Genomic DNA, 24987 nt, shown 5'->3' with positions numbered 1-24987 from the left:
GGTCGCCTTTGTCATGAACAACGATAAAAATCGTTACTTCTTCTTACGTACATACAGGACCAGATTGTGGTCCACGAGCTCGTAGCCATGCTCGGCGACGATCTCTTTCTGACGTTTTTCGATCTCGGCATCCATGAATTCGATGACTTCGCTGGTGTCCACGTTGACCATATGGTCGTGGTGACCGCCGTCCGCCAGCTCGAACACTGCATGACCGCCGTCGAAGTTGTGGCGAACCACCAGACCCGCTGCTTCGAACTGGGTCAGTACGCGATAAACAGTAGCCAGACCGACGTCCTCGCCCGCCTCCATCAGCGCCTTGTAGACATCCTCGGCACTCATGTGACGCTGCTCGGTCGAGTCCAGCATTTGAAGGATCTTGACTCGAGGCAGGGTCACCTTGAGACCGGCTTTGCGCAATTCGCTATTTTCAACCATGGTCAGCTTTCTCGCCGATGCTGCTTCGCAGCTTCTCTTAATACGGGTATGATCGGGGTTTACGTTGTCCAGCCAAGATAGTGGAAGTCGCCCACCGATGCAAAACACCAAGCTCTTGCTAACCAGCCTCACCTTTGTGGGACTGCTCGCACTCGCCGGTTGCTCGTTTCCCGGGGTTTACAAAATCGACATCCAGCAGGGCAATGTCGTTACGCAAGACATGATAGACCAATTACGTCCCGGAATGACCCGCCGGCAAGTAAGGTTTATCATGGGCAACCCGCTGATTCAGGACACGTTCAACACCAACCGCTGGGACTACCTGTACAGTCTGCAGCCTGGTGGCGGGCAGCGCCAGCAGGAGCGCATGAGCGTCTTCTTCAACGAAAGCGACCAACTGGTCAGCCTGTCCGGCGACTTCATGCCCGGCGTGAGCAAGGACCAGGAAATTCTCGGCGGCAGCGGCGACACCACCGTCAGCCCAGCCGGCGAAGGCCAACCGACGCCGCAGCCGGAAGAAAAACCTGCCAAACCCGGTTCGGTGGAAGAATCCATCCAGCGCGAAATCGACACCATCGAGACCACCCCGGTCCCGACCCCAGCACCGCTGGAAACCTCGCCGCAGTAATATTGCGGACAACAAAAAGCCCGGATCGCATCCGGGCTTTTTTGTGCACCCCAGGCGACTAGCGCTTGGCCCTGGCCTTGGCGGCGCGCTGCTTGCGCGCCTCCAGAGGGTCGACCAGCAGGGGCCGATAGATCTCCAGGCGATCGCCCTCCTCTACCTGGCGCACCGCCGGGTCACTGACCACCTTGCCGAAAATGCCCACAGGGCAACCTTCGACATCCAGACCGGCCACCTGCCCCGCAATCCCCGAAACACGCAATGCCTCGCGTACGGTCGTACCACGGGGCACTTCGCAGGCAAGCAACCACTGGCGCTCGGGCGTGGCATAGACCACTTCGATTTTCAGCGAGCGCTCAACCATTGAGCTGCTTGGCGCGCTGGCAGAACGCATCTACCAGGGTATTCGCCGCCTGGTTGAACAACGGCCCCAGGGTTGCCCGCACGATAGGCCCGGCGTAGTCGAAGGACAGGTCCAGGCTGATCTTGCAGGCCTTTTCACCCAGCGGCTTGAACACCCATACACCATGCAACTGGGTGAACGGCCCTTCTTCGAGATTCATCTCGATGGACTGGCCTGGCACCAGCACATTGCTCGTTACAAACTGCTGGCTCATGCCACCCTTGGCCACTTCCAGCTTCGCGCGCATGTGCGTATCGCTGGCTTCGATCACGGTCGATGCCGAGCACCAGGGCAGGAACTTCGGGTAGCTGGCTACGTCGTTGACCAGATCGTACAGCGCCTGGGCGGGATACGGCAGCAGGGCGGAGCGTTGAATATGGGTAGTCATCCAGGCGTCACTTCCAAGGCTGGGTGGCGGCGCTTCGCAGCGTGCCGAAAACAGGTTCTGTGCAAAAGACAGGGCCCGTATTGTCCGGTATTCATTCCACTGGCTCAAGCACACTGAAATCCCGTAGCCGACGACGCAGCGACTGCCTATAATGCCGCCCCTATGGCTAAACAAAAGAAACATCCGACCGGGACCATCGCGCAAAACAAGAAGGCGCGACACGATTACTTCATCGAACACAAGTTCGAGGCCGGACTGGTCCTGTCCGGTTGGGAAGTAAAGAGCCTGCGGGCCGGCAAGGCACACCTGACCGACAGCTATGTGCTGCTCAAGGATGGCGAGGCCTGGCTGTTCGGCAGCCACATCACCCCGCTGACCACCGCCAGCACGCATGTCATCGCCGACCCCACCCGCACCCGCAAGCTGCTGCTGAACAAGCGCGAGCTCGAGCGCGTGGAAGCCTCCGTGGCGCAAAAAGGCTACACCTGCGTGGCGCTGTCGCTGTACTGGAGCAAGCACCTGATCAAGTGCGAAATCGCGCTTGGCAAGGGCAAGAAGGAGTTCGACAAGCGCGATACCATGCGCGAACGCGACTCCAACCGCGAGCTGCAGCGTGCGGTGCGCAACAAGGGCAAGGAAGAGTAATACGCTTCGGCCTGTGCTGGCCCTTTCGCGGGCAAACCCGCGAAAGGGCCAGCGTACTCAACGCCCGCTACGCCGCTCCGCCCGCGCGACCCGCTGCGCCTCTTCATGCGCCTCCTCCAGCACCTCCTGCACATACAGAATGTGCCGGCTGGACACCTCCCGCGCATCGTCAGCCCTGCCCTCGACAATCGCCAGGTACAGCTCCCGGTGCTGACTGATCAGCATGTCCCGGGTTTCTGAGCGCTGCTGGTACATGCCGCCGATATTGGTCACCACGTTACGCTTGAGCAGGTCGAACAACCCACGGATGGTGTGCAGCAGCACCGCATTGTGGCTGGCCTCGGCAATGGCCAAGTGGAAACGCGCATCGGCTGCGCCCTCCTCCGCCCGGGTGACTTCATCGACCCGGGTATAGCAGTCCTGCAAGGTGTCGAATGCCGCCTTCAGGCGCACGCGATCAGGCTCGGTGGCACGCTGCGCCGCGTAATAGGCGCAGGACGCCTCCAGGGTATGGCGAAACTCGAGCAAATCGCGCTGCGCCTCGGCGCTGTGCTCGAGCAGCTGGAGCAGAGGGTCACTGAAGGTCGAACCGAGGCTCTGCGCGACATAGTTGCCGCCACCCTGACGGCTGACCAGCAACCCTTTGGCCACCAGCTTCTGGATGGCCTCGCGCAGCGACGGACGGGACACCCCGAACTGCTCGGCCAGCACGCGCTCCGCAGGAAGCCGCTGCCCGGAGGTCAAGGTACCCTCGAGAATCATCCCTTCCAACCGATCGACGATGTCGTCGGACAGACGCCGTTGGCGGACCTGATCAAAAACCATCACATGCTCTCCACGAACCCCCTGCTTGTTTCGGGGGGCGTCTATTCTCGCCGATCCGCGCCGCGCAGACACCCATCAGCTATGGATTTTGCCAGCCAATCAGCTGGCCACTCATCGGCACGCGACCAAAGTTTTGCCTCGGACAAATTGACACACCCACGACAGCGCTTTTAACCTAGCGTCCAGCCATTGTAAATTGGTCTTACCAATTATCCAATGCCAGTGCCTGACCAACAACAATTAGGGGCCACCCCATATGCAAACCTGGCAACAACTCTATACCCCGCTTGGTAGTCTCGGCCTGTCCGCACTGGCGGCGGTCATCCCTATCGTGTTCTTCTTCCTCGCGCTCGCCGTGTTCCGCCTCAAAGGCCACGTCGCCGGCAGCATCACCCTTGCACTGTCGATCCTGGTGGCGATCTTCGCCTTCCAGATGCCTGCCGACATGGCCTTCGCCGCCGCCGGTTATGGCTTCCTCTACGGCCTCTGGCCAATTGCCTGGATCATCGTTGCCGCGGTGTTCCTCTACAAACTCACGGTCAAGAGCGGCCAGTTCGAAGTCATCCGCAGCTCGGTGCTGTCGATCACCGATGACCAGCGCCTGCAGGTGCTGCTGATCGGCTTCTGCTTCGGTGCCTTCCTCGAAGGCGCGGCCGGCTTCGGCGCACCGGTGGCCATCACGGCCGCGCTGCTGGTCGGCCTGGGCTTCAACCCGCTGTACGCCGCCGGCCTGTGCCTGATCGCCAACACCGCGCCCGTGGCTTTCGGCGCCCTGGGTATCCCGATCATCGTTGCGGGCCAGGTCACCGGTATCGACGCCTTCCACATTGGCGCCATGACCGGTCGTCAACTGCCGCTGCTGTCGCTGTTCGTACCGTTCTGGCTGGTGTTCATGATGGACGGCCTGCGCGGCGTGAAAGAAACCTGGCCAGCAGCCCTGGTCGCAGGCCTGAGCTTCGCCGTTACCCAGTACTTCACCTCGAACTTCATCGGCCCAGAACTGCCGGACATCACCTCGGCACTGGCCAGCCTGATCGCCCTGACCCTCTTCCTGAAAGTGTGGCAACCCAAGCGTTCGTTCGCAGAAGCCAAGGGCAGTGTCGGCGCCGCCGTGGTCAGCAGCGGTGGCAGCCAGCCTTCGCCCTACAGCCTGGGCGAGATCTTCAAGGCCTGGTCGCCGTTCCTGATCCTCACCGTGCTGGTCACCCTCTGGACCCTGAAGCCGTTCAAAGCCGCCTTCGCCGCTGGCGGCTCGATGTACAACTTCGTGTTCAACTTCGCCATCCCGCACCTTGACCAGCTGGTGATCAAGACCGCGCCGATCGTCACCACCGCCACCGCAATGCCGGCCGTGTTCAAGCTCGACCCAATCTCCGCCACCGGCACCGCGATCTTCCTGTCGGCGCTGATCTCCATGGCAGTGCTCAAGATCAACGTCAAAACTGGTCTGACCACTTTCAAGGAAACCCTCTGGGAGCTGCGCTGGCCCATTCTCTCGATTGGCATGGTGCTGGCCTTCGCCTTCGTCACCAACTACTCGGGCATGTCGTCGACCCTGGCACTGGTGCTGGCTGGTACTGGCGCTGCGTTCCCGTTCTTCTCGCCGTTCCTCGGCTGGCTGGGCGTGTTCCTGACCGGTTCCGACACCTCGTCCAACGCGCTGTTCAGCTCGCTGCAGGCCACCACCGCGCACCAGATCGGGGTCAACGACACCCTGTTGGTGGCTGCCAACACCAGCGGCGGCGTGACCGGCAAGATGATCTCACCGCAGTCGATCGCCGTGGCCTGCGCCGCGACCGGCCTGGTCGGCAAGGAATCCGACCTGTTCCGCTTCACCGTCAAGCACAGCCTGTTCTTCGCCACCATCGTCGGCCTGATCACCCTGATCCAGGCTTACTGGCTGACCGGCATGCTGGTTCATCACTAAAGTGAAAGGGGCCGGGCGCCATGGCGCGCCCGGTAACTTCCTCAACCCACGCTGCGAGAATCCATGATCATTTCCGCCTCCACCGACTATCGCGCCGCGGCCCAACGCAAGCTGCCCCCTTTCCTCTTCCACTACGCCGACGGCGGCGCTTACGCCGAGCACACCTTGCGTCACAACGTCTCGGACCTGGCCAGCATCGCCCTGCGCCAGCGCGTACTGAAGAACATGTCCGAGCTGAGCCTGAAGACCCAGCTGTTCGATGAAACCCTGAGCATGCCCGTGGCCCTGGCGCCCGTTGGCCTGACCGGCATGTACGCGCGCCGTGGTGAAGTGCAGGCGGCGCGCGCAGCCGCTGCCCATGGCATTCCGTTCACCCTGTCCACGGTGTCGGTGTGCCCGATCGAAGAAGTGGCTCCGGCCATCGACCGGCCCATGTGGTTCCAGCTGTATGTCCTCAAAGACCGCGGTTTCATGCGCAACGCCCTGGAGCGCGCCAAGGCCGCCGGCGTGAAGACGCTGGTATTCACCGTCGACATGCCAGTGCCGGGTGCCCGCTACCGCGATGCCCACTCCGGCATGAGCGGCAAGAACGGCCCGCTGCGCCGCGTGCTGCAAGCCATGACCCACCCTGAATGGGCGTGGGACGTTGGCGTGATGGGCCGCCCGCACGACCTGGGCAACATCTCCAAGTACCGGGGCAACCCCACCGGCCTGGCCGACTACATCGGCTGGCTGGGCAACAACTTCGACCCGTCGATCTCGTGGAAAGACCTGGAATGGATTCGTGAATTCTGGGACGGCCCGATGATCATCAAGGGCATCCTCGACGCCGACGACGCCCGCGACGCGGTCAAGTTCGGCGCCGACGGCATCGTGGTGTCCAACCACGGCGGCCGCCAGCTCGACGGCGTGCTGTCCAGCGCCCGCGCCCTGCCGGCGATTGCCGACGCGGTGAAAGGCGACCTGAAGATTCTCGCCGACTCCGGCATTCGCAGTGGCCTGGACGTGGTGCGCATGATCGCCCTGGGTGCCGACACCGTCCTGATCGGCCGCGCCTTCCTCTATGCCCTCGCCGTCCACGGCCAGGCTGGGGTGAAGAACCTGCTCGAACTGTTCGAGAAGGAAATGCGCGTGGCGATGGTGCTGACCGGTGCCAAGTCGATCAGCGAAATCACCCGCGATTCGCTGGTTCGCGAACTGGGCGCGCTGAGCCGCTCCCACGAAGCCATCCCCGCCTGACTGCCTGATAAACCCGGGGCACGCGGCGCGACAGACGCCCGGCCCCGCGAGGAGACTGCATGAGCCTGCCCGCCGCGTTCCTGCGTGATGCCGAGCGCCTGATCCCCGCCGAACGCCGTTTCGACGACCCGACCTCGACCCTGGCCTTCGGCACGGACGCCAGCTTTTACCGGTTGATTCCCAAACTGGTCGTGCGCGTCGAGTCCGAGGACGAAGTGGTCGGCCTGCTCCACCTGGCCCAGCGCGAACGCGTGCCGGTCACCTTCCGCGCGGCTGGCACCAGCTTGTCTGGCCAGGCCATCAGCGACTCGGTGCTGATCGTCCTGGGCGACAACTGGAACGGCCGCGAAATCCGTGGCCAGGGCGAGCAGATCCGCCTGCAGCCCGGCGTCATCGGTGCCCAGGCCAACGCCTGGCTGGCCCCCTTTGGCCGCAAGATCGGCCCCGACCCGGCCTCGATCAATGCCTGCAAGATCGGCGGCATCGTCGCCAACAACGCCAGCGGCATGTGCTGCGGCACGGCCCAGAACACTTACCACACCCTGGCCGGCATGCGCCTGGTGCTGGCCGATGGCACGCGCCTGGACAGCGAGGACCCCGCCAGCGTCGCAGCCTTCGAGCACAGCCACGCCAGCCTGCTCGACGCCCTGGCCCGCCTCGGTCGGGAAACCCGCGCCAACACCGAACTGGCCGACCGCATCCGCCACAAGTACCGGCTCAAGAACACCACCGGTCTGTCGCTGAACGCCCTGGTGGACTACGACAAACCGCTGGATATCCTGCAGCACCTGCTGGTCGGTTCCGAAGGCACCCTGGGCTTCATCAGCGCCGTCACCTACGACACCGTGCCGGACCACCCGCACAAAGCCAGCGCCCTGCTGGTATTCCCCAGCGTGGAAAGCTGCTGCCGCGCCGTGACCGTGCTCAAGCGCCAGCCGGTTTCCGCCGTCGAACTGCTCGACCGCCGCAGCCTGCGTTCAGTGCAGGACATGCCCGGCATGCCGCTGTGGGTAAAAGGCCTGTCGGACCACGCCTGCGCCCTGCTGATCGAGTCCCGCGCCGCCAGCCGGAGCTTGCTGCACGAACAACTGCAGCAGGTAATGACCTCCATCGCCGAGTTCCCGCTGGAGCAGCAAGTCGACTTCAGCGAAGACCCCGCGGTGTACAACCAGCTGTGGAAAATCCGCAAGGACACCTTCCCCGCTGTCGGCGCCGTGCGCCAGACCGGCACCACCGTGATCATCGAAGACGTGACCTTCCCCATCGAGCAACTGGCCGAAGGCGTCAACCGGTTGATCCAGCTGTTCGACAAGCACCGCTACGACGAAGCGATCATTTTCGGCCATGCGCTGGAGGGCAACCTGCACTTCGTCTTCACCCAAGGCTTCAACAGCGCCGAGGAAGTGGCGCGCTACCAAGCCTTCATGGATGACGTGGCGCAACTGGTGGCGGTGGAGTTCGGCGGTTCGCTCAAGGCCGAACACGGCACCGGCCGCAACATGGCGCCGTTCGTCGAATTGGAGTGGGGCCATGATGCCTATCAGCTGATGTGGACGCTCAAGCGCCTGCTCGATCCCAACGGCATCCTCAACCCGGACGTGGTGCTGAGCGAAGACCCGGACATCCACCTCAAGCACCTCAAGCCCCTGCCGGCGGCCGACGAGATCGTCGACAAGTGCATCGAGTGCGGCTTCTGCGAGCCCGTGTGCCCGTCCAAGGGCCTTACCCTCAGCCCACGCCAACGCATCGTCATGTGGCGCGACATCCAGGCCAAGAAACGCGCCGGCATCGACACCCGCGAACTGCTGCAGACCTACCAATACCAAGGCATCGACACCTGTGCTGCCACCGGCCTGTGCGCCCAGCGCTGCCCGGTGGGCATCAACACCGGCGAACTGGTGAAGAAATTGCGCAGCCAGGCCGCCGAGCATGGCAAGACCGCCGATTGGCTGGCCGACCACTTCGGCACCGCGCTGGGCGGTGCCCGCCTGACCCTGACCGCCGCCAACACCGCCCGCAAGCTGCTCGGCGCCCCCCGCCTGGGCCGCCTGAGCGCCAGCCTGAGCAAAGCCAGTAAAGGCCGCTTGCCACAGTGGACGCCGGCGATGCCCCAGCCGCTGCGCCCGCTGGATTTCGGCACGGCCAGCAACGACGCCCGACCACGCGTGGTGTACCTGGCTGCCTGCGTCTCGCGGGTGATGGGCCCGGCTTATGCCGACCGCGAGCAAAGTTCACTGCTCGACAAGACCCGCGCCCTGCTGGAAAAGGCAGGTTACCAAGTGGTGTTCCCGGAGAACGCCGACAGCCTGTGCTGCGGCCAGCCGTTCGCCTCGAAAGGTTATCCCGAGCAGGCCGAGCACAAGCGCCAGGAGCTGATCAACGCCCTGCTGCATGCCAGCCGTGGCGGCCTCGACCCGATCTATTGCGACACCAGCCCCTGCACCCTGCGCCTGGTGCAGGACCTGGGTGAAACCCGCCTGGACCTGTACGACCCGGTGCGCTTTATCCGCACTCACCTGCTCGACAAGCTGGAGTTCACCCCTCAGGACGAGCCGGTGGCCGTGCATGTGACCTGCAGCACCCAGCACCTGGGCGAGAGCCAGGCCCTGATCGACCTGGCGCGGCGTTGCAGCAATCAGGTGGTGATCCCGGAAGGTATTCACTGCTGCGGCTTTGCCGGTGACAAGGGCTTCACCACGCCTGAGCTCAATGCGCATTCGCTGCGCAGCCTGAAGGATGCGGTGCAGTATTGCAGTGAGGGCATTTCTACGAGTCGTACCTGTGAGATTGGGTTGTCCAGTCATAGCGGTATCGACTACCACGGGCTGGTGTACCTGGTGGACCGCGTGACGCGGCCTCGGGGGGGCTGAGTTGAGGGGGGGTGGTCTCGAGAGGTGATCGCCTTGAGGTGTCAGGGGGTGGGAGATCGAGCGCCGCCCGCGCGGCGCATCGCGAGCAAGGCTCGCGCCTACGTCTGTTTCGGGCCAGTCACGACAGTGACAGGTGCGCGCGACCGCCTGGTTTGTACGACACGATATGGTGCCATGCACCCAGGCGTTCGCGCGCGAATCCCGCAGGAATCGTAGGAGCGAGCCTTGCTCGCGATGCGCCGCGCAGGCGGCGCTCGATCTCCCAGGCCCCCATGGGCGATGCCTTGGGGGTGATCAGCCAGTTCGAACGTGTACCCTGGAGGCAGAATTAGCGCCTGCACGCCCTAATAGGTGCGTTGGTCGGGCGTAAGCGCAAAGACAGTTGGCTCCCTACGTCTGTTTCGGGCCAATAACGCCAGTGACAGATCCGCGCGACCGCCTGGTATGTACGACCCGGTATCGCGCTAGGCACCCAAGCGCTCGCACGCATATCGCATCGGCAAAAACGGCCCCCAACCAGTGTAGGAGCGAGCCTTGCTCGCGATGCGCCGCGCCCAATCCCCCTAACAACCCAAGCCCTCCCCCCCACCACCACCCCGATTGAACCCTCGGCACCTCCCCACAGTCCACCTAACAGGCCCACCTTCCAGAGGCCCTCAAAGGAGACACCCATGAAAGGTACTGCGCTTTCCGCCCTCTTCGCCGCGGCCACCCTCCTGGCTGCCCCAACGTTCGCCGCCGAAGACCTTTGCACGGCCAACCTGCAGAAAATCGACGACAGCATGGCCACCGCTGGCGCCACCTCCGAAGGCCTGGACAAAGCCATCACCGAGCACGTCGACAAAGCCAAGGCAGCACAAGCCTCAGGCGATACCAAAGAGTGCATCGCCATTACCACCAAAGTGCTTGAGCGTCTGGAGAAAACCGACAAGAGCAGTGGCTCCCCGAGCGGAGCGTGACCCCAAGGGGCGGGCGACAGGACGGACAGTCGACGTCGCCCGCGCAAACGCGTATACTCCATCGTGCGTACCGAAAGGTAAGCCAGCTAGAGAGCTGTAGCGTGGGGCCGATCAGGATTCGACGCCGGTAGCGAAACTCTAGGTGCATGCCGAGTTGGTAACAGAACTCGTAAATCCACTGTTGCAACTTTCTATAGTTGCCAATGACGAAAACTACGAGGGCTACGCTCTCGCTGCGTAAGCAGCTGAGCCCGCTCTCCTGGTAGCTTCGGCTCCAGCAATCATCAGGGGATGCCTGTAAACCCGAAATGATTGTCATACAGAACAGGATCGTCGTGTAGCACGTTGGGGGCAAAGCGACTAAAACTTACCCAACTCGTCCAAAGCACCCTGCCCGTCGGGCGGCTGCGGATTAACTCAGTAGACACGGCTAAGCATGTAGTACCGACAGCGGAGTACTGGCGGACGGGGGTTCAAATCCCCCCGGCTCCACCAAATGATCAATCAAAGACGTCCACGGACGTCTTTTTTTGTGCCTGAGATCCAGTAAATACGCGGCTTCCAGCGCTTTTGCGGTCTTTTGAGGGTTTTTGAGTTCCAGCCGTTCGGGTATTCCAGACGGTATTCCAGCTCACCCGGTGCTAATCTTTGGAATACCGAATCAGTGCTTGAGGACAATCTCATGCCTGCTCAAAACCTCCGCCTCTCCGATCGACAGCTCAAGGGAGTCAAACCGGCGTCCAAGGATTACGTCCTCACTGACGGTGATGGTTTGCAGTTCCGCGTACGCAGCAACGGCTCGTTGCTGTGGAATTTCAACTACCGCGAACCGGTGACCAAGAAGCGCATCAACATTGGCTTCGGGACCTACCCCGAACTGTCACTGGCGAACGCACGAAAGAAGGCAGTCGAAGCCCGCGAGCTGCTCGCTCAAGGCATCGATCCGAAGGTGCAGCGCAATACGTTGAATGAAGCCAAACGCGCGGAAACCGAACACACCTTCGAGAACGTGGCCACCGCCTGGTTTGAACTCAAGAAAGACTCAGTCACCCCGGCCTACGCCGAGGACATCTGGCGGTCGCTGACGCTGCACGTGCTCCCCGACTTGAGGATGACACCACTCGCGAAAATCACCGCGCCGATGGTGATCGCATTGCTTCGCCCAATCGAAGCGAAAGGCAGCCTGGAGACGGTCAAACGTCTTAGCCAGCGGCTAAACGAGATCATGACCTACGGCGTAAATTCCGGCCTGATCTTCGCCAACCCGCTCAGCGGCATCAGAGCAGTATTCAAGAAGCCAAAGAAAGAGAATATGGCTGCGCTTCCACCCGAAGAGCTCCCGGAGCTCATGCTGGAGATCGCGAACGCCAGTATCAAACGCACGACCCGCTGCCTGATCGAATGGCAGTTGCACACCATGACTCGCCCCGCCGAGGCGGCGACCACACGCTGGGCAGACATCGACTTTGAGAGGCGTGTCTGGACTATCCCACCGGAGCGGATGAAGAAGCGCCGCCCACACAGCATCCCGTTGAGTGATCACGCCGTCGCACTATTGGAGTCACTGAAGACCCACAGCGGCCATCGCGAATACGTCTTCCCGGCAGACAGAAATCCACGCACCCACGCCAATAGCCAAACGGCCAACATGGCGTTGAAACGCATGGGCTTCCAGGATCGGTTGGTCAGCCACGGCATGCGCTCAATGGCCAGCACCATCTTGAATGAGCATGGGTGGGACCCGGAGCTTATTGAGGTCGCACTGGCACATGTCGACAAGGATGAGGTGCGCAGTGCCTACAACCGAGCCGACTACATTGAGCGCCGGCGCCCGATGATGGCCTGGTGGAGTGAGTACATCCAGAAAGCCGCCACCGGCAGCCTACTCGCCTCAGCGTACGTTCAAGCCAGAGACAGGAATGTCGTGCCAATCCGCTGATTGCCGCTACAAGGGCAATGACAACAATGCTGACTCTGAATGCTTTGCTACTCGACGAGATCGGTCAACAGTGGTTCCTGATTATCTTTGTGTTGAGAAAGCTAGAGCCCCATGGATTGAATCATCTCACTCTCGCTAACCGCTTCAGGCGTCACGACCGCATCCTTTAGCATCAACTTGCCTCGAAGAAGGCGATCCAGATGGACATCGAACGAATCAAATTGTGGGTGTCGTACAGCAGGAAGATGAATGTGCACGTCTTTCTTTTGACCAATTCGATAGACTCGGTCAGATGCTTGAGCTTCCTTTGCAGGGTTCCAGTGACGCTCCAAGTGGACAACGTGGTTGGCACCAACCACAGTCAATCCAACCCCTGCAGCTACTGGTGACATGATCATCACGTTGAAACCAGGCTTAGATTCGAAGACACCGATCAATTTCTTGCGAGTCAGCTCGTCAGATTTCTTTGCAACTGCCGCCGTATCACCATTGATGACTGCTACATCCAGCCCATAGATCTGATCAAGCCAGAGCTTCAGGACTCTCTGGAGCCGCTTGGTGACCATGAACAAAATGACCTTTTCTTCGTTCTGCCGGATACGATCAAGTAACTCCAACAGCACTGCCAATTTGCCCGACTGCGCCATGTTCTCACGCGCCTCGCTGGAACTGTTTGCCATCAGTTTTGCTTCTTCGCGAAGGCGAGGATGCAGAGAGATCTCTCGCAACTGGGCCAACGCTGCCAGTGCAGTACCTCGCATGTCCTCGGTCGCACGTCGGGCACGAAAATCATTGAGTACTGCATCGTATGCCTGCAGTTGAGCACCCTTCATACAAACGGAAAGATGAGCCGCGTGTAGCAGTTGGCCACCCTTCGGCTGCTCCACACCGCTATGGATGGTCTTGCTGGGAAGCCCCTTAAGCTGATCTTCCTTGATGCGACGGAGCATGAACCTGCCAACAGCTTCGCGTAGCCCCGCGCCAATCTTCCGCCTTACCTCATCCTTTTCATCATCTGCTGCGGAAAGGATGGGTTTGATCCAGCTATCGCGGAACTGGCTCCATCCTCCAAGGATGCCTGGCTGTGCGGTATCCATTAGGCACCAGAAATCCCCCAGACTGTTCTCGACTGGTGTGCCAGTGGCCAGCAGTTTGAAATCCGCTTTCAGTCCTTTTGCCGCTCGCGTCTGCGCAGCATTGGGATTTTTGATGTTCTGCGCTTCGTCAAAGATCACCAATCCCCAATCAATTCTGCACAATGAGAACTGATAGTCCCTTAGTGTCTGGTAGGTGGTCAGTACCAAACGGCGATCCATGTCCAGACGATGTATTCCAGACTCCGGGCCGATAGTAAGGGCGTAACGAATAGCATCATCGGCCATCGCTCCGTCTTCATCAATGAGAGAGGCCAACTGCACCGATTCCCGCTCGGCGCCCTTGACCCTGAAGCGGCTTAAATCTCTTCCCGCCTGCAACACCACTATGTCCCGGAATGGAATGCCCTTGAAGGTTTGACTGACCTCATCCTCCCAATTCTCAAGGAGGCTCAAGGGAGCCACGACCAGAACGGGCTTCTGCGCACGCCCCGCAACTTTCTGGCGGACAAGGTATTCACCTACCGTAACCAATGACATGTAGGTTTTGCCAAGCCCCATGTCGTCGGCCAATAGCCCACCCTGAAGTCGGTAGAGATCACCATGATCATCTCGAACGGCAGACTCCAACAGCCCCAGCATCCATTCAACACCCTCGCGCTGGTGCGGGAACGGTTGGCGCGCGTAGCTCCCCCAATCTGGTTCATGCTCTGGCTTCGCTTCACTTGCCTTACTCAGCAACGCACTGTTGATCTCGTCGGCATCGTGCAACAGCACGCTGACTCGCTCCTTCGGTCCCTCCGATGGATCCACGTCAGCAGGTACGTCGGATTTTGGGTCTCTCAGGTGGTTCTCGACTTTGTCGAGCTGCAGATCGACACGAACAGGATCGGAGATATCAATGACCTCTCCGGCGAAACTCATGCTGTCTGCGCCCTGTTCCTTGGCAGCCTTGTAGGCTTCGTTGAAACGCGCCAAATCTTCCGCGGATTGCACCAAAGTTGGAATAATCTCTGCGGGCGCCGGCCGAGAATCAAGCGCGAACCAGTCACTCTTCCGATTGTCCAGGTCACCAAACTCCATATGTTGGAGCTTGCCGATGCCAGCGACACGAATTGAGAAGCCAAGATCGAGATTGACCAGGGCGGCATCCAGGAAAGCACTAGGAGTAGCGATGAACTCAGCTACTTTGTCAGCTGGAATACGCTTGCTGCCCAGCACTTCCTTAATTGCCGCCATTTTTTGCGGTTCAAGCAGCACCACGCGATTGTCAATTCGCAGAACGCCGCCATCTGCCCCTATATCCAATTGCGACCAGCGCTTCTCTAATTGGTCCGGCGTAGAGCCATCTCCCAAGCTAGGGCTGAGCATCAGGCTGCCATCGGGCAAACGGGTGGCAATCACACCGATGTTCTCTGGCACCACCACATCAAGCCTGTCGAAATGGCTGAGGTCGACGCGCATGCCGCTGCGGGCCGCGGTCTGCAGCTCAGCCATCATACGCAGATTGGCTGCCTCCCCACGCTGCTGGGGGGGGAGATTCTGGTGACGTTCCCAAGCCATCAAGCCCATCACCTCCGCCGGGGTTAGGCGATAGGACTCTGTTGAAGTGAGAAAAAGCAGCGGTCCTTTACGTTGGAACGGTACCTCGGCGGCATCGGATAAAACTGCCAGATCGACATGAAAACCGCTATTCCCCGTCCTACCACTGATTTTGCTGGTGAAGTTCATGTTGAAGCGTCGAGGCAGCCGGAGAATTTCCGCCTGCTCCTCGTCCATGCCTGCAACGTCTTCGGCAGCGACATGGAATCCATTGGCGAGTGGCTCAGCTAAACCCTGCTCCTGCAGCATGCGCAGCACAACCATCTGGACCTTCTGTAGGGAATTACCTTTCCCCTCCAGCAATGCGCCATACGCTGTCTTATCCAGATAGAAATTCACACCATCCGAGTCCGCCGCATGGGAGAAGCCCTGCTGAGTACTCAGCGTTGCTCGCCCTTCGCCGAGCAGGCTTTTGAAGATGTCAGCTAGCCCCATAGTTTTCTCACTTGTCTGTAGCCTGACGATCGAGTGCAGAAGAAATATCTTCCTTCAATGACCAACTAAAGCTGCTCCCTTGTTCGCAAAAGCTCTTCAACGGCCCTTGGAGCGCTCGGCTGATTTCATGTGCTTCAACCCCCAGCACATTCGCCGCGTATCGAATCTTGTCCCCTGGATTCTCCTTGAAATACCACAGCACCTGCAGCTCAAATAAGCCGAGCTGCCCTATGGCAGTGTCTGCATCAACGACTTCGGTCCCAAAGCGAGAAACAGCCAAACGTTGCGCTAACCGAGCAGCACGCGTTGCTGGCTCGGCGGCAGGAGCTGAATCAGAACGCACACTTTGATGCAACGGTGGCTCATCCCGCGCCGCCTTCGGCCCTACTACCGGCATACCGTACCTAGTCAAATATGACTTGTACTCAGCTCGACTCAGCAGCTTCTCGATATCCAGTGCAATACCGTTAGTCGCCAAGAAGTCGAATACCTTGCGTTGCCAGGAACCGTTGTGGGTTACGGACTCGTAGGGAAGATTCGGGTAGGCGGCCCTGTACTGACCAGGCAACGAAATGGTCAAATCGGAGTGCGAAAACTGATTGCGTTCGTATGACTTGATCCAATCCCCAGGTTGGGCGAGATACACCCAGATCTTGAAGCTGTGAGAGCCCTCGACCAGATGAAAGTCGCCGCAGTCCAGATAGATCACAGCCTTGTCATTCATCACGGAGTCCATGCTGGCAAAGCTGGTTTTTACATCTCCTCCGAGAATGCGCTTAACCGAGGCTTTGGCACTACGACCGAGCATCAGCCTCGTATGTCGGATCAATCCGAGCCTGAACAAACCCTCCAAAAACAATTTACGCGCCGGGAACATTCGCTTGAGATCTTCTTTTCCCGACTCCACCCCATACTGTTCGACTGCCTGCAGGAATAAACGCAAGTCCTCCTTGGACAGCCAGCCACAGACCTTAGCGATACGCTCATCGCCTAGTGGCTTCCACCACTCCCGGAAGTTCGGTGCTGAACTGGCAATTCGCGGGTCGCCGGCCAGAGTGAGGAAGAAGTTCTGCCAAGCGTCACCAGGATCGTCCCCCGCTCGGTCGATCATTATCTCTAGCGCGGCATGACCGATTCGCTTCTCGCCCTCGTAAGGAGCCTTGCTCACCGAGGGTTTGAGTAGCTCGTCGAGCACATCATCCCATTCCCCCGGAGGCAACTGGCTTAACACATCAAGATAGTAGTGTGCGCGACAAATATCGCCATAACGCCCGACATCAAAGCCACTTAGACCAAGGGCTTCAAACGCTTCTCCCAGCTCGCCCCCCTTACTACGTACTGACTTCACCAGCGCCGTCGGGCCATCGAGCGTCAGCAGCCACTCACCTTCCCGATTCAGGTTGACGAGCGGATCTACGCCGAATACCTGGCGTGGCGCCGGCATTCGCTGAAGCTGGTCCAGCAGGTGAAGCTCCAATCGACCGCGCAAGCTGCTTTCCGCTTGTTTGTCCCGCTCGTCCAAGCGATCGAAATAGCGGAAGTACAACTGCAGCAGTTGAATCAGAGTCAGTCGGCTAAGGCGAGGCTGCTGGTGCTCGATCAATGCATCGAGCATTCGCGCGTTGAACAGTCGGAAACCCACAACCTCGTCATGCAACCAGAGCCAAGTCAGCGCCCTCGCACCCAACCGACGCCCAAGCAATTCTTTAAGGCCGTCGAAGCGCCCGCTGCTAGCCATGTCGCGAAATCGAGCCAGCATTCGTTCAAAAGCGTCGCTTCCTCCCACTTTGGCCTTCATCCGATTGGCCTTTTCCACCAGCCGCACCCAACCCTCAATGACCGTAGGCGGCCATTCACCCGGGCGGTTGTCAATCGGCGGCAGATTCATTGGCTAGAGCTCCCAAGCAAGGTCTTGACCGCCTCATAATCAGCACTTTGCGGCCGGCGGATAGTGAATCGGATGTCAATGCGACGGTTCAGTCGATAGTCATCTTCTCCATCCTGCTGTTTGCTCACAGGTCGAGTCTCCGCATAGCCACTGACTGAGAACAGAGGTTCACCATCCTGGTTGCTCAGCCGGTTCAGGCGATCAGCCTCTGGTATCTCATTGCTCCAGAATTGCCAGAGCGAAATTGCGCGGAATGTCGAAAGCCCCCAGTTACCTTTACCCATGAAGCCAGGAAACGGACGATTGTCCGTATGACCTTCGATAAAAATGGTGTCAAGGTAGTTGATTCGGTCGTCCTTGCTGATCACTTGATTGATGACCTCACCGATTTCCAGTGCCGTCTGCTGATAACGCGGCTGGATCTCGTAAGCGCCGGTATCGAAACCAAGCAGTTCATTGGGAATGCGCAGCACCGTATGGTTTTCACTGACCTCTACCTTGATGCCCCGCTCCCTCAGTTTTTCGACTGCCTCATCGAGAATCTGCTGCCGTACCGTTTCGGCCTTCTTCAGTTGTTCGACCTGCTGATCGAAGTCAGCGCTCTTCTCCATCAACTGCAAAATAAGAACAACCGAGGCGAGGATAAAAAGCACCAGAAGCGCCGACATGATATCCACGAAGGACTTCCAGTACGGATCCTCATCCTCCATCGGCACGTCATTGGATTTACGCCAGCGCATCAACGGGCCTCCAGCTCATCGACTACGTTGCTGATCGCCTGTACCGCTGCATGCATCTGACTGGCGAAGCTCATAGTCTCTTTGTTCCATTGATCCATGCGCTCATGAACCTGGTCACGCACCTCACTGGAGTATGTTCGCAGCCATTGTTCGGCCTGCTGCTCGATGCCCTGCACCTGCTCACGCAGAACCTCACCTAAAGCAGTGAACTCGCCCCGCACGCCAGTAAGAAATTCCTGCTGGTGCCCCCTCAACTCGCCAAATCCATTGCGCGCCTCAGCGGCAGTCTGCTCAAAACGCTGCGCACTTTCCAACAGGGCACTCTGAAGTTGCGACAAAGCGGCGGCCTGGCCTTGCAGATGGCCAGCCAGCTGAGCGTTCTGCTCGCCTGCGGACTCGATACGCTGCGTCACGCTCTCCAAACGCTGGCCGAGCAAGTCAGCCGCCTGACGAACATTGGTCGAAAGCAGACCCAGTTGATTGGCACTGCTGTCCATATGCCGGCTGCTGGCAGCTGCGGCCTCACTGGCCTGCTGCAGGCGGCCCATCAGTTGCAGATGTTGTTCGCTCATCTGCCGGCTCTGTTGCTGAGTCGCCTGAACGGCCGTGGCTATACCCTCAAGCAGCGCCTGCTGTTGAGCCGCCATGCTTTGCATCTGCTCGTTGAAAAGCTTTTGGCGCGATTGCTCGCGGTTTTCCGCTTGCTGGTCATGACCCGCCATCTGCTCACTGAAGTTACCCAGCATTTTGCCGACGGTGACTTCCAGTGCCTGCTGCTGAGCAGAGGCAGCCTCAGCGATAGCGTTGATTTGCTGCTGACTGGTTTGCCCCAGGCTACCAATCAATTGCTGCTGTTGCGCCAGCGAGGCGGCCTGTTGCTGCTCGTGACGCTGAGCGCGCTCTTTCTCACGTGATTCTGCGGCGCCCATCTGCGAATCCAGCTGAGTATTCAACGTCATCATCAATCGGGAGAACACGGCTTCCAGGTTACTGTGTCGCTCATTGCCAGCCTCAGCCATGGCTTGCAGCTGTTCACGACTGGCGCCGGCGAACTTCTCAAGCAGCGCAGACTGGCTTTCACCTGCCTTGGCCAGCGTTCGCTCGAACAGTGATTGGCGCTCCACATCCCGTCTTTCAGCAGACGCAAGTTGTCCATCCAGTTGCCCAGTCAACCCACTCATAAGCTCGCTGAAGCGCGCCTCCAATTGATGCTGGCGCTGGTCTGCCGAAGTGGAAAGCTGTTGCAACTGGGCCTGGAACTCTCCACTTTGCTGGCGGGCGACTTCCAGTTGGCGCCCCTGCTGATCGCTCAAACTCTGGAAAAGCTGGTTCATCTGCTGCGACATGCCACTTACGGCGGTGTTCACATCCGCAGCAGCCTGCTGCATTAGATTACCCTGCTCACGCCCAGCCGATGTCAGCCCTTGCGTGAAGTTGCTTACCAGTTGCTCAAGGACCTGAGTAGATTGCTGACTGGTGGTGCTGACGAGCGTCTGAATAGCAGGGGCCATGATGTTGTTTAGCGCATCGGTGAGTGCCGCCTGCATCGCCTCATTCATACCTGCAAGGCTTTCCTGCAAGCGATCGCCGATACGCTCGTGCAACTCTTGGAGGGCTTCCTTACTCTCACGGCTGTAATCGGCGATATGGACCAGGGACTGCTCGGCAGGAATAAGTGGATATAGCGCGTCGATCTGGTGCTGCAGGTCATGTATTCGGCCCAATGCCCAGCGTTCGGTGACCTTCTCGATCAAGTTCAACACAAGGCTGAATCCAACACCCCATACCGATGCCATGAAGGCAACCGCCGCGCCTTGGATCATTACGGAGATGCCTACCCGCAGCTGATCCACTCCTCCGCTGCTGTCCAGCTTCAGTTTGGAGAGGCCAATTGTAAGACCCACGAAGGTGGCCAGAACGCCCAACCCAACCAATAAACCGGGCAGCGAACCGAAAAACCGACTTCCGCTCAGGCCCGGAGCCAAGGTGCGCGCATTGAAGAAATGCTCAGCATCAAGGGTGTTGAACAACTGCTTGTGGTCACTCGAACTCACTAAGCTATCGTCAAACTCATGCCACAGCGCGCCGATGCGCTTGACCTTGAGCCCAAGCGCTTTCTGCAAGGTCTCTCGCCGATTCAAGGCCAGGTTTTCACGACTCTGCCCAACGATCAGACTGTTCAGCGCCTGCATGCGCGCCTTGAAGCTCAGCCCGCTGCGAAACAAGGAGTAGAGCGAGTAGGAGAAAAGTGCTGCCATGATCAACCAGAACACGACACCCAAGGCCTCGGTACTGCCGCTCTTCAGCAAAGAAAAGTTGGGCAGCAGGTGATTCAAGAATTCCATGATATCGGTCCGAAGGATCAGCGTTAGCAGTGAATAGGCAGCCTTCTCAACGAGCACATTGGCCAGTGGTTTATGTTGCTGGCAATGTCTGGCTGAGCGGGGCGTTGGGTTAGCCGCGGATTGACGTTAGTTGATCAGCCTTGGCGACAAGTAATGTGTTATTACGCGGGAGGAAAAGAGTGTTGAATGCTCAACGTCATCGCCCCCATGAGGCTTAGGCGCGAGTTGCCGCGCGCAACGATGCTGCCTTTTATCAGGCCGAATTTCTCACACACCTGCTTGCCCATGCCCCATCGCTGACAGGAGATGGCTGGTGAGATAAGTTTTCGGCAGATGTCTCGTAATGAGAGCGACTTCTTGTCCATGCTGAATTCCTAAGAGGCGCGGCAGCGCCAGCTCAAATAAGCGCTCAGAGAAGCGGCTTTGTGCCCCTCCGTACACAACTTCGTAGGTCGCTGTGTGTGACTGCGATCACAATAACCACCTGATTTTCGTGCGTAAAGGTCGGCGAGCGCTGAAATGGAACTATTCGGACAAAAGACTGCCTCCGCAAATTTTTAGACCGTTCTCTGATTCACCACTCCTCAACCACCACCTTGGTGGCGGCACCGCGGCTTACGTAGCCGAAAAGCATTGCATCCCAATCAGTTTGGGCGGCGACAACGGCGACAGACCACGTAGCGCCTACATCCTTGTCATCTGAGCGGATGGCGACAGTCGCCAACTCGCCTCGATTTTGGCTTCTCCGACTAAGCCCATGAGCATGGGGAGGCTTCGCATCCCCATGCTCATGGGCTAACACTAGAAAAGCGACAAACGGCCACTTTGCCACTGACACCCACCGACTTCCAAAGCACGCCACAGGAGGAATCTGGCGCATTTCCATGTGCCCTTCACCAATTGACCCGTGCCGCGGTGACCGATAGAACGAAGATTCAAAGCGCTGCCTTAGGCAGCACCCCAGATGACCAGAGCCTTCAAGGTCATGCCGCTAACCCGGTGGTTCATCCCAAAGTGCGACTCGCGCCCGGAGGCTCGCACGGTCATTCGCCAGAATGATGGACGCCCTCTAAACAATCCGCCTAGTGCGGCTACCCACTAACCCTTTAGCCCTGCAGCAACGAACCTGCTCGGCCAACGTGTTGCGCCAACCGTTCGCCCGTCTCTTTTTCCAGAAAAGAGACGGGCGCTCCTACCACTGCTGCAGCCCTGATCGCACATGGCTTTGCGGCAATCCCCCTCGTGACAATCGGCGTGACAAACGCCGATGTCACCAGCAACAGCGCTGTAGATGATGGTGCCGCAGCCCAAGGAATGGACTGCACCTGACTGACAGTCAGGCATGCCCCGGTCATCGCATTGCTGCTTGCTTGTGGCTCAGAATCTCGCGGCGCTGGTCTCGTCAGCCAGTGCAGCCTCCACCCGCCCACCGGTAACGGTGTTCAGGAGGCCAGATCATGAGATGCCCTTGCTCCTGGTCGTAAGGAGCCGCCAGTCCCGCGTCAGTGGACACCCTCACAGGCCGCAGGGGCCTTGATCCCTGATAACACTCAGCATTCTTGGCGGGATGACGTGAGGGAGAGATCGGTAATTTATGGAGGACGGCTATGCAACTGCGCGAAGTACAACGGCCACCACGCCCCTTGTTGGAACAGCAGATTACGCCCCTACCCTACCCGGTCGCGGCGCTGGGCGATCTATTGGGGCCTGCCGTGGAACGCATGGCCAATGTGATCGGCGTGCCCTGCGCCATGGCCGCGCAATCTGTTCTGGCCACAGCAGCAGTAGCGAGCCAGGCGCACGCCAATGTTCACCTCGACGGCCGAATCTATCCGTTGTCGCTGTACTTGCTGACGGTGGCTTGCTCGGGTGATCGCAAAAGCGCGGTGGACCATATTGCGCTGCAGGCCGTACGCGACTGGGAAAGACAGCAGTGGATCGCCTACGGCGAACAACTCAAGGCGCACCGAGCTGCAATGAGCCTCACCGCGAAGTCACCGACCTCGAAAAAGTCAGCGCAGCTAGCGCTGGACGCCCAACCTGAACCTGTCCAACCAAGACTGCTCACTGCTGAACCGACCATTGAGGGCCTGGTCAAAAGCCTGTGCCACGGCTTGCCCAGCATGGGGCTGTTCAGCGATGAGGGCGGGCAGTTTTTGGGCGGTAGCACCATGAGCAAGGACAACATGATCAAGGCGATCACTCACTTGTCGACGCTGTGGGACGGTAGCCCGATTGATCGGTCGCGCGCGATGGCTGGGGAAAGTCTTCGTGCCTATGACCGCCGTCTCAGCATGCACTTGATGCTGCAACCCCGCCTGGCCGACCGCTTGCTGCAGGACGCTGATATCAAAGACCAAGGCATCCTGGGACGTTGCCTGATCAGTTGGCCCGAGCGTCTGGTTGGGCAACGGCTGTACAAAGCCATCGACCTGACCCGAGATCCAAAGGTGCACCTGTACCAGCAGCGCATTTCCACGCTGATGCAGAAGCCTTGGTCACGCCATAACGACGGTGGCCTCAACCCTGCGGCCCTGGAGTTGAGCCCCCGCGCCCGTGAGGCCTGGATTGCCATTCACGACACCATTGAATGCGAGTCCGGGGAATTCGGCGAGCTGGTCAACGTGCAAGCTGCCGCGGGCAAAGCCGCCGCGAACGTTCTACGCATGGCTGGTGTGATGGCGGTGGTTGAAGAATCGACTGTTTTGGAAGACCTGCACATTCAGCGCGCCTCCACGCTGATGGATTACTACCTGGCCGAGAATCAACGCCTGACTGAACAGGAACCACTGAATAAACTTCGCGCAGAGGCTGATTGCCTGCTGCGCTGGTTGGTACAGAAGAATTGGCCTCCTTTCAACATCCGTGACCTCACGCGCAAAGGCCCTCGCTTTGCCCGTAAAAGCACCACACACACCGCCGCGTTGCTGGTGGTATTGATTGATCATCGGTGGCTGAACACCGACGGAAAGACATTCGAGGTGCGCCGTGTTCCGCCTCACTGAGGCCGTACGCCGCTATCGGGCGCAACATCACTCCCCGACCGAGCTACGGTGTGTCGCCACCACCGTCACCACTTTGTCGCCACGTGCCAATCCAGGTACGGCGGGGGTTGTCGCCAGTGTCGCCGCTGTCGCCACTCCAACATCTGAGTCAATCGAGCTCGTTCGGCTCATCGAGCAGTTGCGAGACGAAGGGGCTCTGCTGCAACACAGCGAAAATGCCCTCCTCATCCGCCCAACACACTGGGGACAGTTGGACACCATCGGCCCCCACTGGAAAGCCCTGCTGCTGCTCCTACAAACCAACGCTCAAGGTGAAGACAATGGCGCTGGTCGGTCGGCGTGACGGTCGCAACTTTGGCTACGGCCGCCAACTGAGCTACGCCGGTCGGCAGGCATTGGAAGATCTGTTTGCCGGCGGCCACTTCGCCACAGTCAAAGCGCACAGCGATCGCTGGCAAGCCTTTGTGCGCTGGTGCCGGTCAGAGGACGGTCCTGGTTACAACGATGCGCGCCAGATTGATCGACAGACGCTGGAAGACTACGTCGCATACCTGCGCCAGCAGATCCAACAAGGCGAGCTGTGCATCGCCACCGCGCAAAACCGCCTGAGCAGCGTTAACCGTACCCTCGCTGCGCTGCGCGGTAATCAGAACGTGAGAATCTTCAGTCCGAGTCAGGCGTTGGGGCAGCAGCGCTCCACAAAACGCACGCGGGCGCCGGATGGCCAAGACCAACAGCAGTTACAGCGTTTGCTGCAGGCGCTGGTTGAACAGAAATACGAGCGGGTGGCCGCAATTGTTATGTTGACGCGCACTACCGGTATGCGCCTGCGCGAAGCAATCCTGGCTGATCTGCCACGCTTGCACCGCGAAGCCGAGTCCCTTGGTCGGATCAACATCCAGGACGGTACCAAAGGCGGTCGAGCCGGAGCATCAGCGCCGCGTTGGATCTGCGCCAATGAAGAGGTCAAAGCAGCACTCCTACTGGCGCGCGAAGCATCGCCGGTCGGCAGCCGCAACTTACTGCAGCGAGCCGAAAGCTACGCCGCGTTCTTGCAACGTACAGTGCTCCCCGCCCGTGAAATTCTTCATAGGCACGAGCTAAAGGGTTTTCATGAACTGCGCGCGGCCTACGCTTGCAAACGTTACGAGCGTCTCACAGGCAATGCAGCCCCAGTCAATGGTGGCCGTTGCCATCACATTAACCCTGACCTGGATCGACAGGCACGCCTACAAATCAGTCTTGAGCTCGGACATAACCGCGTCGATGTCGTTTCGGCCTACATCGGAGGCCGAGCATGACCCGGCCCTTCGATATGGCGCTGTTCCTAAGTGGCGTACTGACTGGCTCGAAGGTCACGCAGCAACGTCACTTACGCCAAGCCCGAATCATGCGAGCTGCCATTCAACAGCGATGGCAGAGAGACAACCCCTGGACCTGGCGGCACAAGCATTGGCGCTGGTTCCTAACCCATTATCTGAGAGATCATGCCCAAAGTTCCCGATACTATTACCTGCTCACCGCTTTGCTGATCGCGCAGCGCCTCAAGGCCTCACAGAATACCGTCAAATCACTGGAACGATGCCTCGGCATGTAGACAGACGGCACCTCTTAGCCAAG

Annotated in this window: 19 protein-coding genes and 1 other RNA gene; 11 read left to right on the top strand and 9 right to left on the bottom strand. The window is 59.4% G+C overall.

The window, feature by feature from the left end; translation table 11 throughout:
* Positions 1-33 precede the first annotated feature (33 nt).
* A complete protein-coding gene (gene fur / locus IF103_RS03385) occupies positions 34-438 on the bottom strand; it encodes a ferric iron uptake transcriptional regulator (protein ID WP_023378609.1) in 405 nt (134 codons plus the stop codon).
* Positions 439-535: 97 nt separating this feature from the next.
* On the opposite strand from fur, the gene IF103_RS03380 reads away from it, so the two are divergent.
* Positions 536-1066 (top strand): outer membrane protein assembly factor BamE, encoded by a 531-nt coding sequence (locus IF103_RS03380; protein WP_023378608.1) that lies wholly within the window; start codon positions 536-538, stop codon positions 1064-1066.
* A 58-nt stretch (positions 1067-1124) separates the two neighbouring features.
* Here IF103_RS03380 and IF103_RS03375 read toward each other — a convergent pair whose 3' ends face one another.
* On the bottom strand, positions 1125-1427 hold the full coding sequence (locus IF103_RS03375; RefSeq protein ID WP_027908018.1) for an RnfH family protein: 303 nt from the start codon (positions 1425-1427) through the stop codon (positions 1125-1127).
* Positions 1420-1854: a type II toxin-antitoxin system RatA family toxin gene (locus IF103_RS03370; protein ID WP_023378606.1), complete on the bottom strand. Its 435-nt coding sequence runs from the start codon at positions 1852-1854 to the stop codon at positions 1420-1422. The genes IF103_RS03375 and IF103_RS03370 overlap by 8 nt, the downstream gene beginning before the upstream one ends.
* A 162-nt stretch (positions 1855-2016) precedes the next feature.
* Here IF103_RS03370 and smpB point away from each other — a divergent pair, with 162 nt between their 5' ends.
* Positions 2017-2499, top strand: coding sequence for an SsrA-binding protein SmpB (gene smpB / locus IF103_RS03365; protein ID WP_023378604.1), 483 nt, complete (start codon positions 2017-2019; stop codon positions 2497-2499).
* Between the two features lie 57 nt (positions 2500-2556).
* On the opposite strand, the gene IF103_RS03360 is transcribed toward smpB, so the two are convergent.
* Complete coding sequence (locus IF103_RS03360; RefSeq protein ID WP_023378603.1) at positions 2557-3324, bottom strand: FCD domain-containing protein; 768 nt, start codon at positions 3322-3324, stop codon at positions 2557-2559.
* Positions 3325-3580: 256 nt separating this feature from the next.
* On the opposite strand from IF103_RS03360, the gene IF103_RS03355 reads away from it, so the two are divergent.
* The 6 genes from IF103_RS03355 to IF103_RS03330 all read left to right on the top strand — a co-directional run bounded on the left by IF103_RS03355 (position 3581) and on the right by IF103_RS03330 (position 12258).
* On the top strand, positions 3581-5251 hold the full coding sequence (locus IF103_RS03355) for a lactate permease LctP family transporter (protein WP_023378602.1): 1671 nt from the start codon (positions 3581-3583) through the stop codon (positions 5249-5251).
* 63 nt (positions 5252-5314) lie between these two features.
* Entirely contained in the window at positions 5315-6490 is a 1176-nt protein-coding gene (gene lldD / locus IF103_RS03350; protein WP_023378601.1) for an FMN-dependent L-lactate dehydrogenase LldD, read from the top strand.
* Positions 6491-6549: 59 nt separating this feature from the next.
* A complete protein-coding gene (locus tag IF103_RS03345) occupies positions 6550-9360 on the top strand; it encodes an FAD-binding and (Fe-S)-binding domain-containing protein (protein WP_027908017.1) in 2811 nt (936 codons plus the stop codon).
* A 671-nt stretch (positions 9361-10031) separates the two neighbouring features.
* Positions 10032-10319, top strand: a complete 288-nt coding sequence (locus IF103_RS03340; RefSeq protein ID WP_202675873.1) for a PA2433 domain-containing protein — start codon at positions 10032-10034, stop codon at positions 10317-10319.
* 103 nt (positions 10320-10422) lie between these two features.
* Positions 10423-10814: a transfer-messenger RNA gene (ssrA, locus tag IF103_RS03335) on the top strand.
* A 187-nt stretch (positions 10815-11001) separates the two neighbouring features.
* Positions 11002-12258 (top strand): integrase domain-containing protein, encoded by a 1257-nt coding sequence (locus tag IF103_RS03330; protein ID WP_202675872.1) that lies wholly within the window; start codon positions 11002-11004, stop codon positions 12256-12258.
* Positions 12259-12359: 101 nt separating this feature from the next.
* Here the strand turns inward: IF103_RS03330 and IF103_RS03325 are convergent, their stop codons facing one another.
* From IF103_RS03325 to IF103_RS03305, 5 genes are all read right to left on the bottom strand, one after another.
* The gene (locus IF103_RS03325) at positions 12360-15389 is read right to left on the bottom strand and encodes a DEAD/DEAH box helicase (protein ID WP_202675871.1); all 3030 of its coding nucleotides are present in this window, start codon (positions 15387-15389) and stop codon (positions 12360-12362) included.
* Positions 15390-15396: 7 nt separating this feature from the next.
* Positions 15397-17277 carry an EH signature domain-containing protein gene (locus IF103_RS03320; protein WP_196163475.1) on the bottom strand — a complete coding sequence of 627 codons (1881 nt, stop codon included), beginning with the start codon at positions 17275-17277 and terminating at the stop codon, positions 15397-15399.
* On the bottom strand, positions 17274-18017 hold the full coding sequence (locus IF103_RS03315; protein WP_196163474.1) for an OmpA/MotB family protein: 744 nt from the start codon (positions 18015-18017) through the stop codon (positions 17274-17276). The genes IF103_RS03320 and IF103_RS03315 overlap by 4 nt, the downstream gene beginning before the upstream one ends.
* The gene (zorA, locus tag IF103_RS03310) at positions 18017-20365 is read right to left on the bottom strand and encodes an anti-phage ZorAB system protein ZorA (protein ID WP_196163537.1); all 2349 of its coding nucleotides are present in this window, start codon (positions 20363-20365) and stop codon (positions 18017-18019) included. Before zorA ends, IF103_RS03315 begins: the two co-directional genes overlap by 1 nt.
* Before the next feature lie 158 nt (positions 20366-20523).
* On the bottom strand, positions 20524-20727 hold the full coding sequence (locus IF103_RS03305) for a hypothetical protein (RefSeq protein ID WP_196163473.1): 204 nt from the start codon (positions 20725-20727) through the stop codon (positions 20524-20526).
* Between the two features lie 1242 nt (positions 20728-21969).
* Between IF103_RS03305 and IF103_RS03300 the strand changes: the two genes are divergently transcribed.
* The 3 genes from IF103_RS03300 to IF103_RS03290 all read left to right on the top strand — a co-directional run bounded on the left by IF103_RS03300 (position 21970) and on the right by IF103_RS03290 (position 24964).
* On the top strand, positions 21970-23367 hold the full coding sequence (locus tag IF103_RS03300; RefSeq protein ID WP_202675870.1) for a YfjI family protein: 1398 nt from the start codon (positions 21970-21972) through the stop codon (positions 23365-23367).
* Between the two features lie 320 nt (positions 23368-23687).
* Positions 23688-24668: an integrase domain-containing protein gene (locus IF103_RS03295; RefSeq protein WP_202675869.1), complete on the top strand. Its 981-nt coding sequence runs from the start codon at positions 23688-23690 to the stop codon at positions 24666-24668.
* The gene (locus IF103_RS03290; protein ID WP_202675868.1) at positions 24665-24964 is read left to right on the top strand and encodes a hypothetical protein; all 300 of its coding nucleotides are present in this window, start codon (positions 24665-24667) and stop codon (positions 24962-24964) included. Before IF103_RS03295 ends, IF103_RS03290 begins: the two co-directional genes overlap by 4 nt.
* Positions 24965-24987: the final 23 nt, after the last annotated feature.

It is taken from the genome of Pseudomonas sp. SK2 (assembly GCF_016772395.1).
Classification (GTDB): Bacteria; Pseudomonadota; Gammaproteobacteria; order Pseudomonadales; family Pseudomonadaceae; genus Aquipseudomonas; species Aquipseudomonas taiwanensis.
Note: the sequence above shows the minus strand (reverse complement) of the source record. Positions and strands in the feature narration are given on the sequence as shown.

Coding starts and splice junctions, on each gene's coding strand:
- fur (WP_023378609.1), bottom strand. CDS start 438: ATGGTTGAAAATAGCGAATTGCGCAAAGCCGGTCTCAAGGTGACCCTG.
- IF103_RS03380 (WP_023378608.1), top strand. CDS start 536: ATGCAAAACACCAAGCTCTTGCTAACCAGCCTCACCTTTGTGGGACTG.
- IF103_RS03375 (WP_027908018.1), bottom strand. CDS start 1,427: ATGGTTGAGCGCTCGCTGAAAATCGAAGTGGTCTATGCCACGCCCGAG.
- IF103_RS03370 (WP_023378606.1), bottom strand. CDS start 1,854: ATGACTACCCATATTCAACGCTCCGCCCTGCTGCCGTATCCCGCCCAG.
- smpB (WP_023378604.1), top strand. CDS start 2,017: ATGGCTAAACAAAAGAAACATCCGACCGGGACCATCGCGCAAAACAAG.
- IF103_RS03360 (WP_023378603.1), bottom strand. CDS start 3,324: ATGGTTTTTGATCAGGTCCGCCAACGGCGTCTGTCCGACGACATCGTC.
- IF103_RS03355 (WP_023378602.1), top strand. CDS start 3,581: ATGCAAACCTGGCAACAACTCTATACCCCGCTTGGTAGTCTCGGCCTG.
- lldD (WP_023378601.1), top strand. CDS start 5,315: ATGATCATTTCCGCCTCCACCGACTATCGCGCCGCGGCCCAACGCAAG.
- IF103_RS03345 (WP_027908017.1), top strand. CDS start 6,550: ATGAGCCTGCCCGCCGCGTTCCTGCGTGATGCCGAGCGCCTGATCCCC.
- IF103_RS03340 (WP_202675873.1), top strand. CDS start 10,032: ATGAAAGGTACTGCGCTTTCCGCCCTCTTCGCCGCGGCCACCCTCCTG.
- IF103_RS03330 (WP_202675872.1), top strand. CDS start 11,002: ATGCCTGCTCAAAACCTCCGCCTCTCCGATCGACAGCTCAAGGGAGTC.
- IF103_RS03325 (WP_202675871.1), bottom strand. CDS start 15,389: ATGGGGCTAGCTGACATCTTCAAAAGCCTGCTCGGCGAAGGGCGAGCA.
- IF103_RS03320 (WP_196163475.1), bottom strand. CDS start 17,277: ATGAATCTGCCGCCGATTGACAACCGCCCGGGTGAATGGCCGCCTACG.
- IF103_RS03315 (WP_196163474.1), bottom strand. CDS start 18,017: ATGCGCTGGCGTAAATCCAATGACGTGCCGATGGAGGATGAGGATCCG.
- IF103_RS03305 (WP_196163473.1), bottom strand. CDS start 20,727: ATGGACAAGAAGTCGCTCTCATTACGAGACATCTGCCGAAAACTTATC.
- IF103_RS03300 (WP_202675870.1), top strand. CDS start 21,970: ATGCAACTGCGCGAAGTACAACGGCCACCACGCCCCTTGTTGGAACAG.
- IF103_RS03295 (WP_202675869.1), top strand. CDS start 23,688: ATGGCGCTGGTCGGTCGGCGTGACGGTCGCAACTTTGGCTACGGCCGC.
- IF103_RS03290 (WP_202675868.1), top strand. CDS start 24,665: ATGACCCGGCCCTTCGATATGGCGCTGTTCCTAAGTGGCGTACTGACT.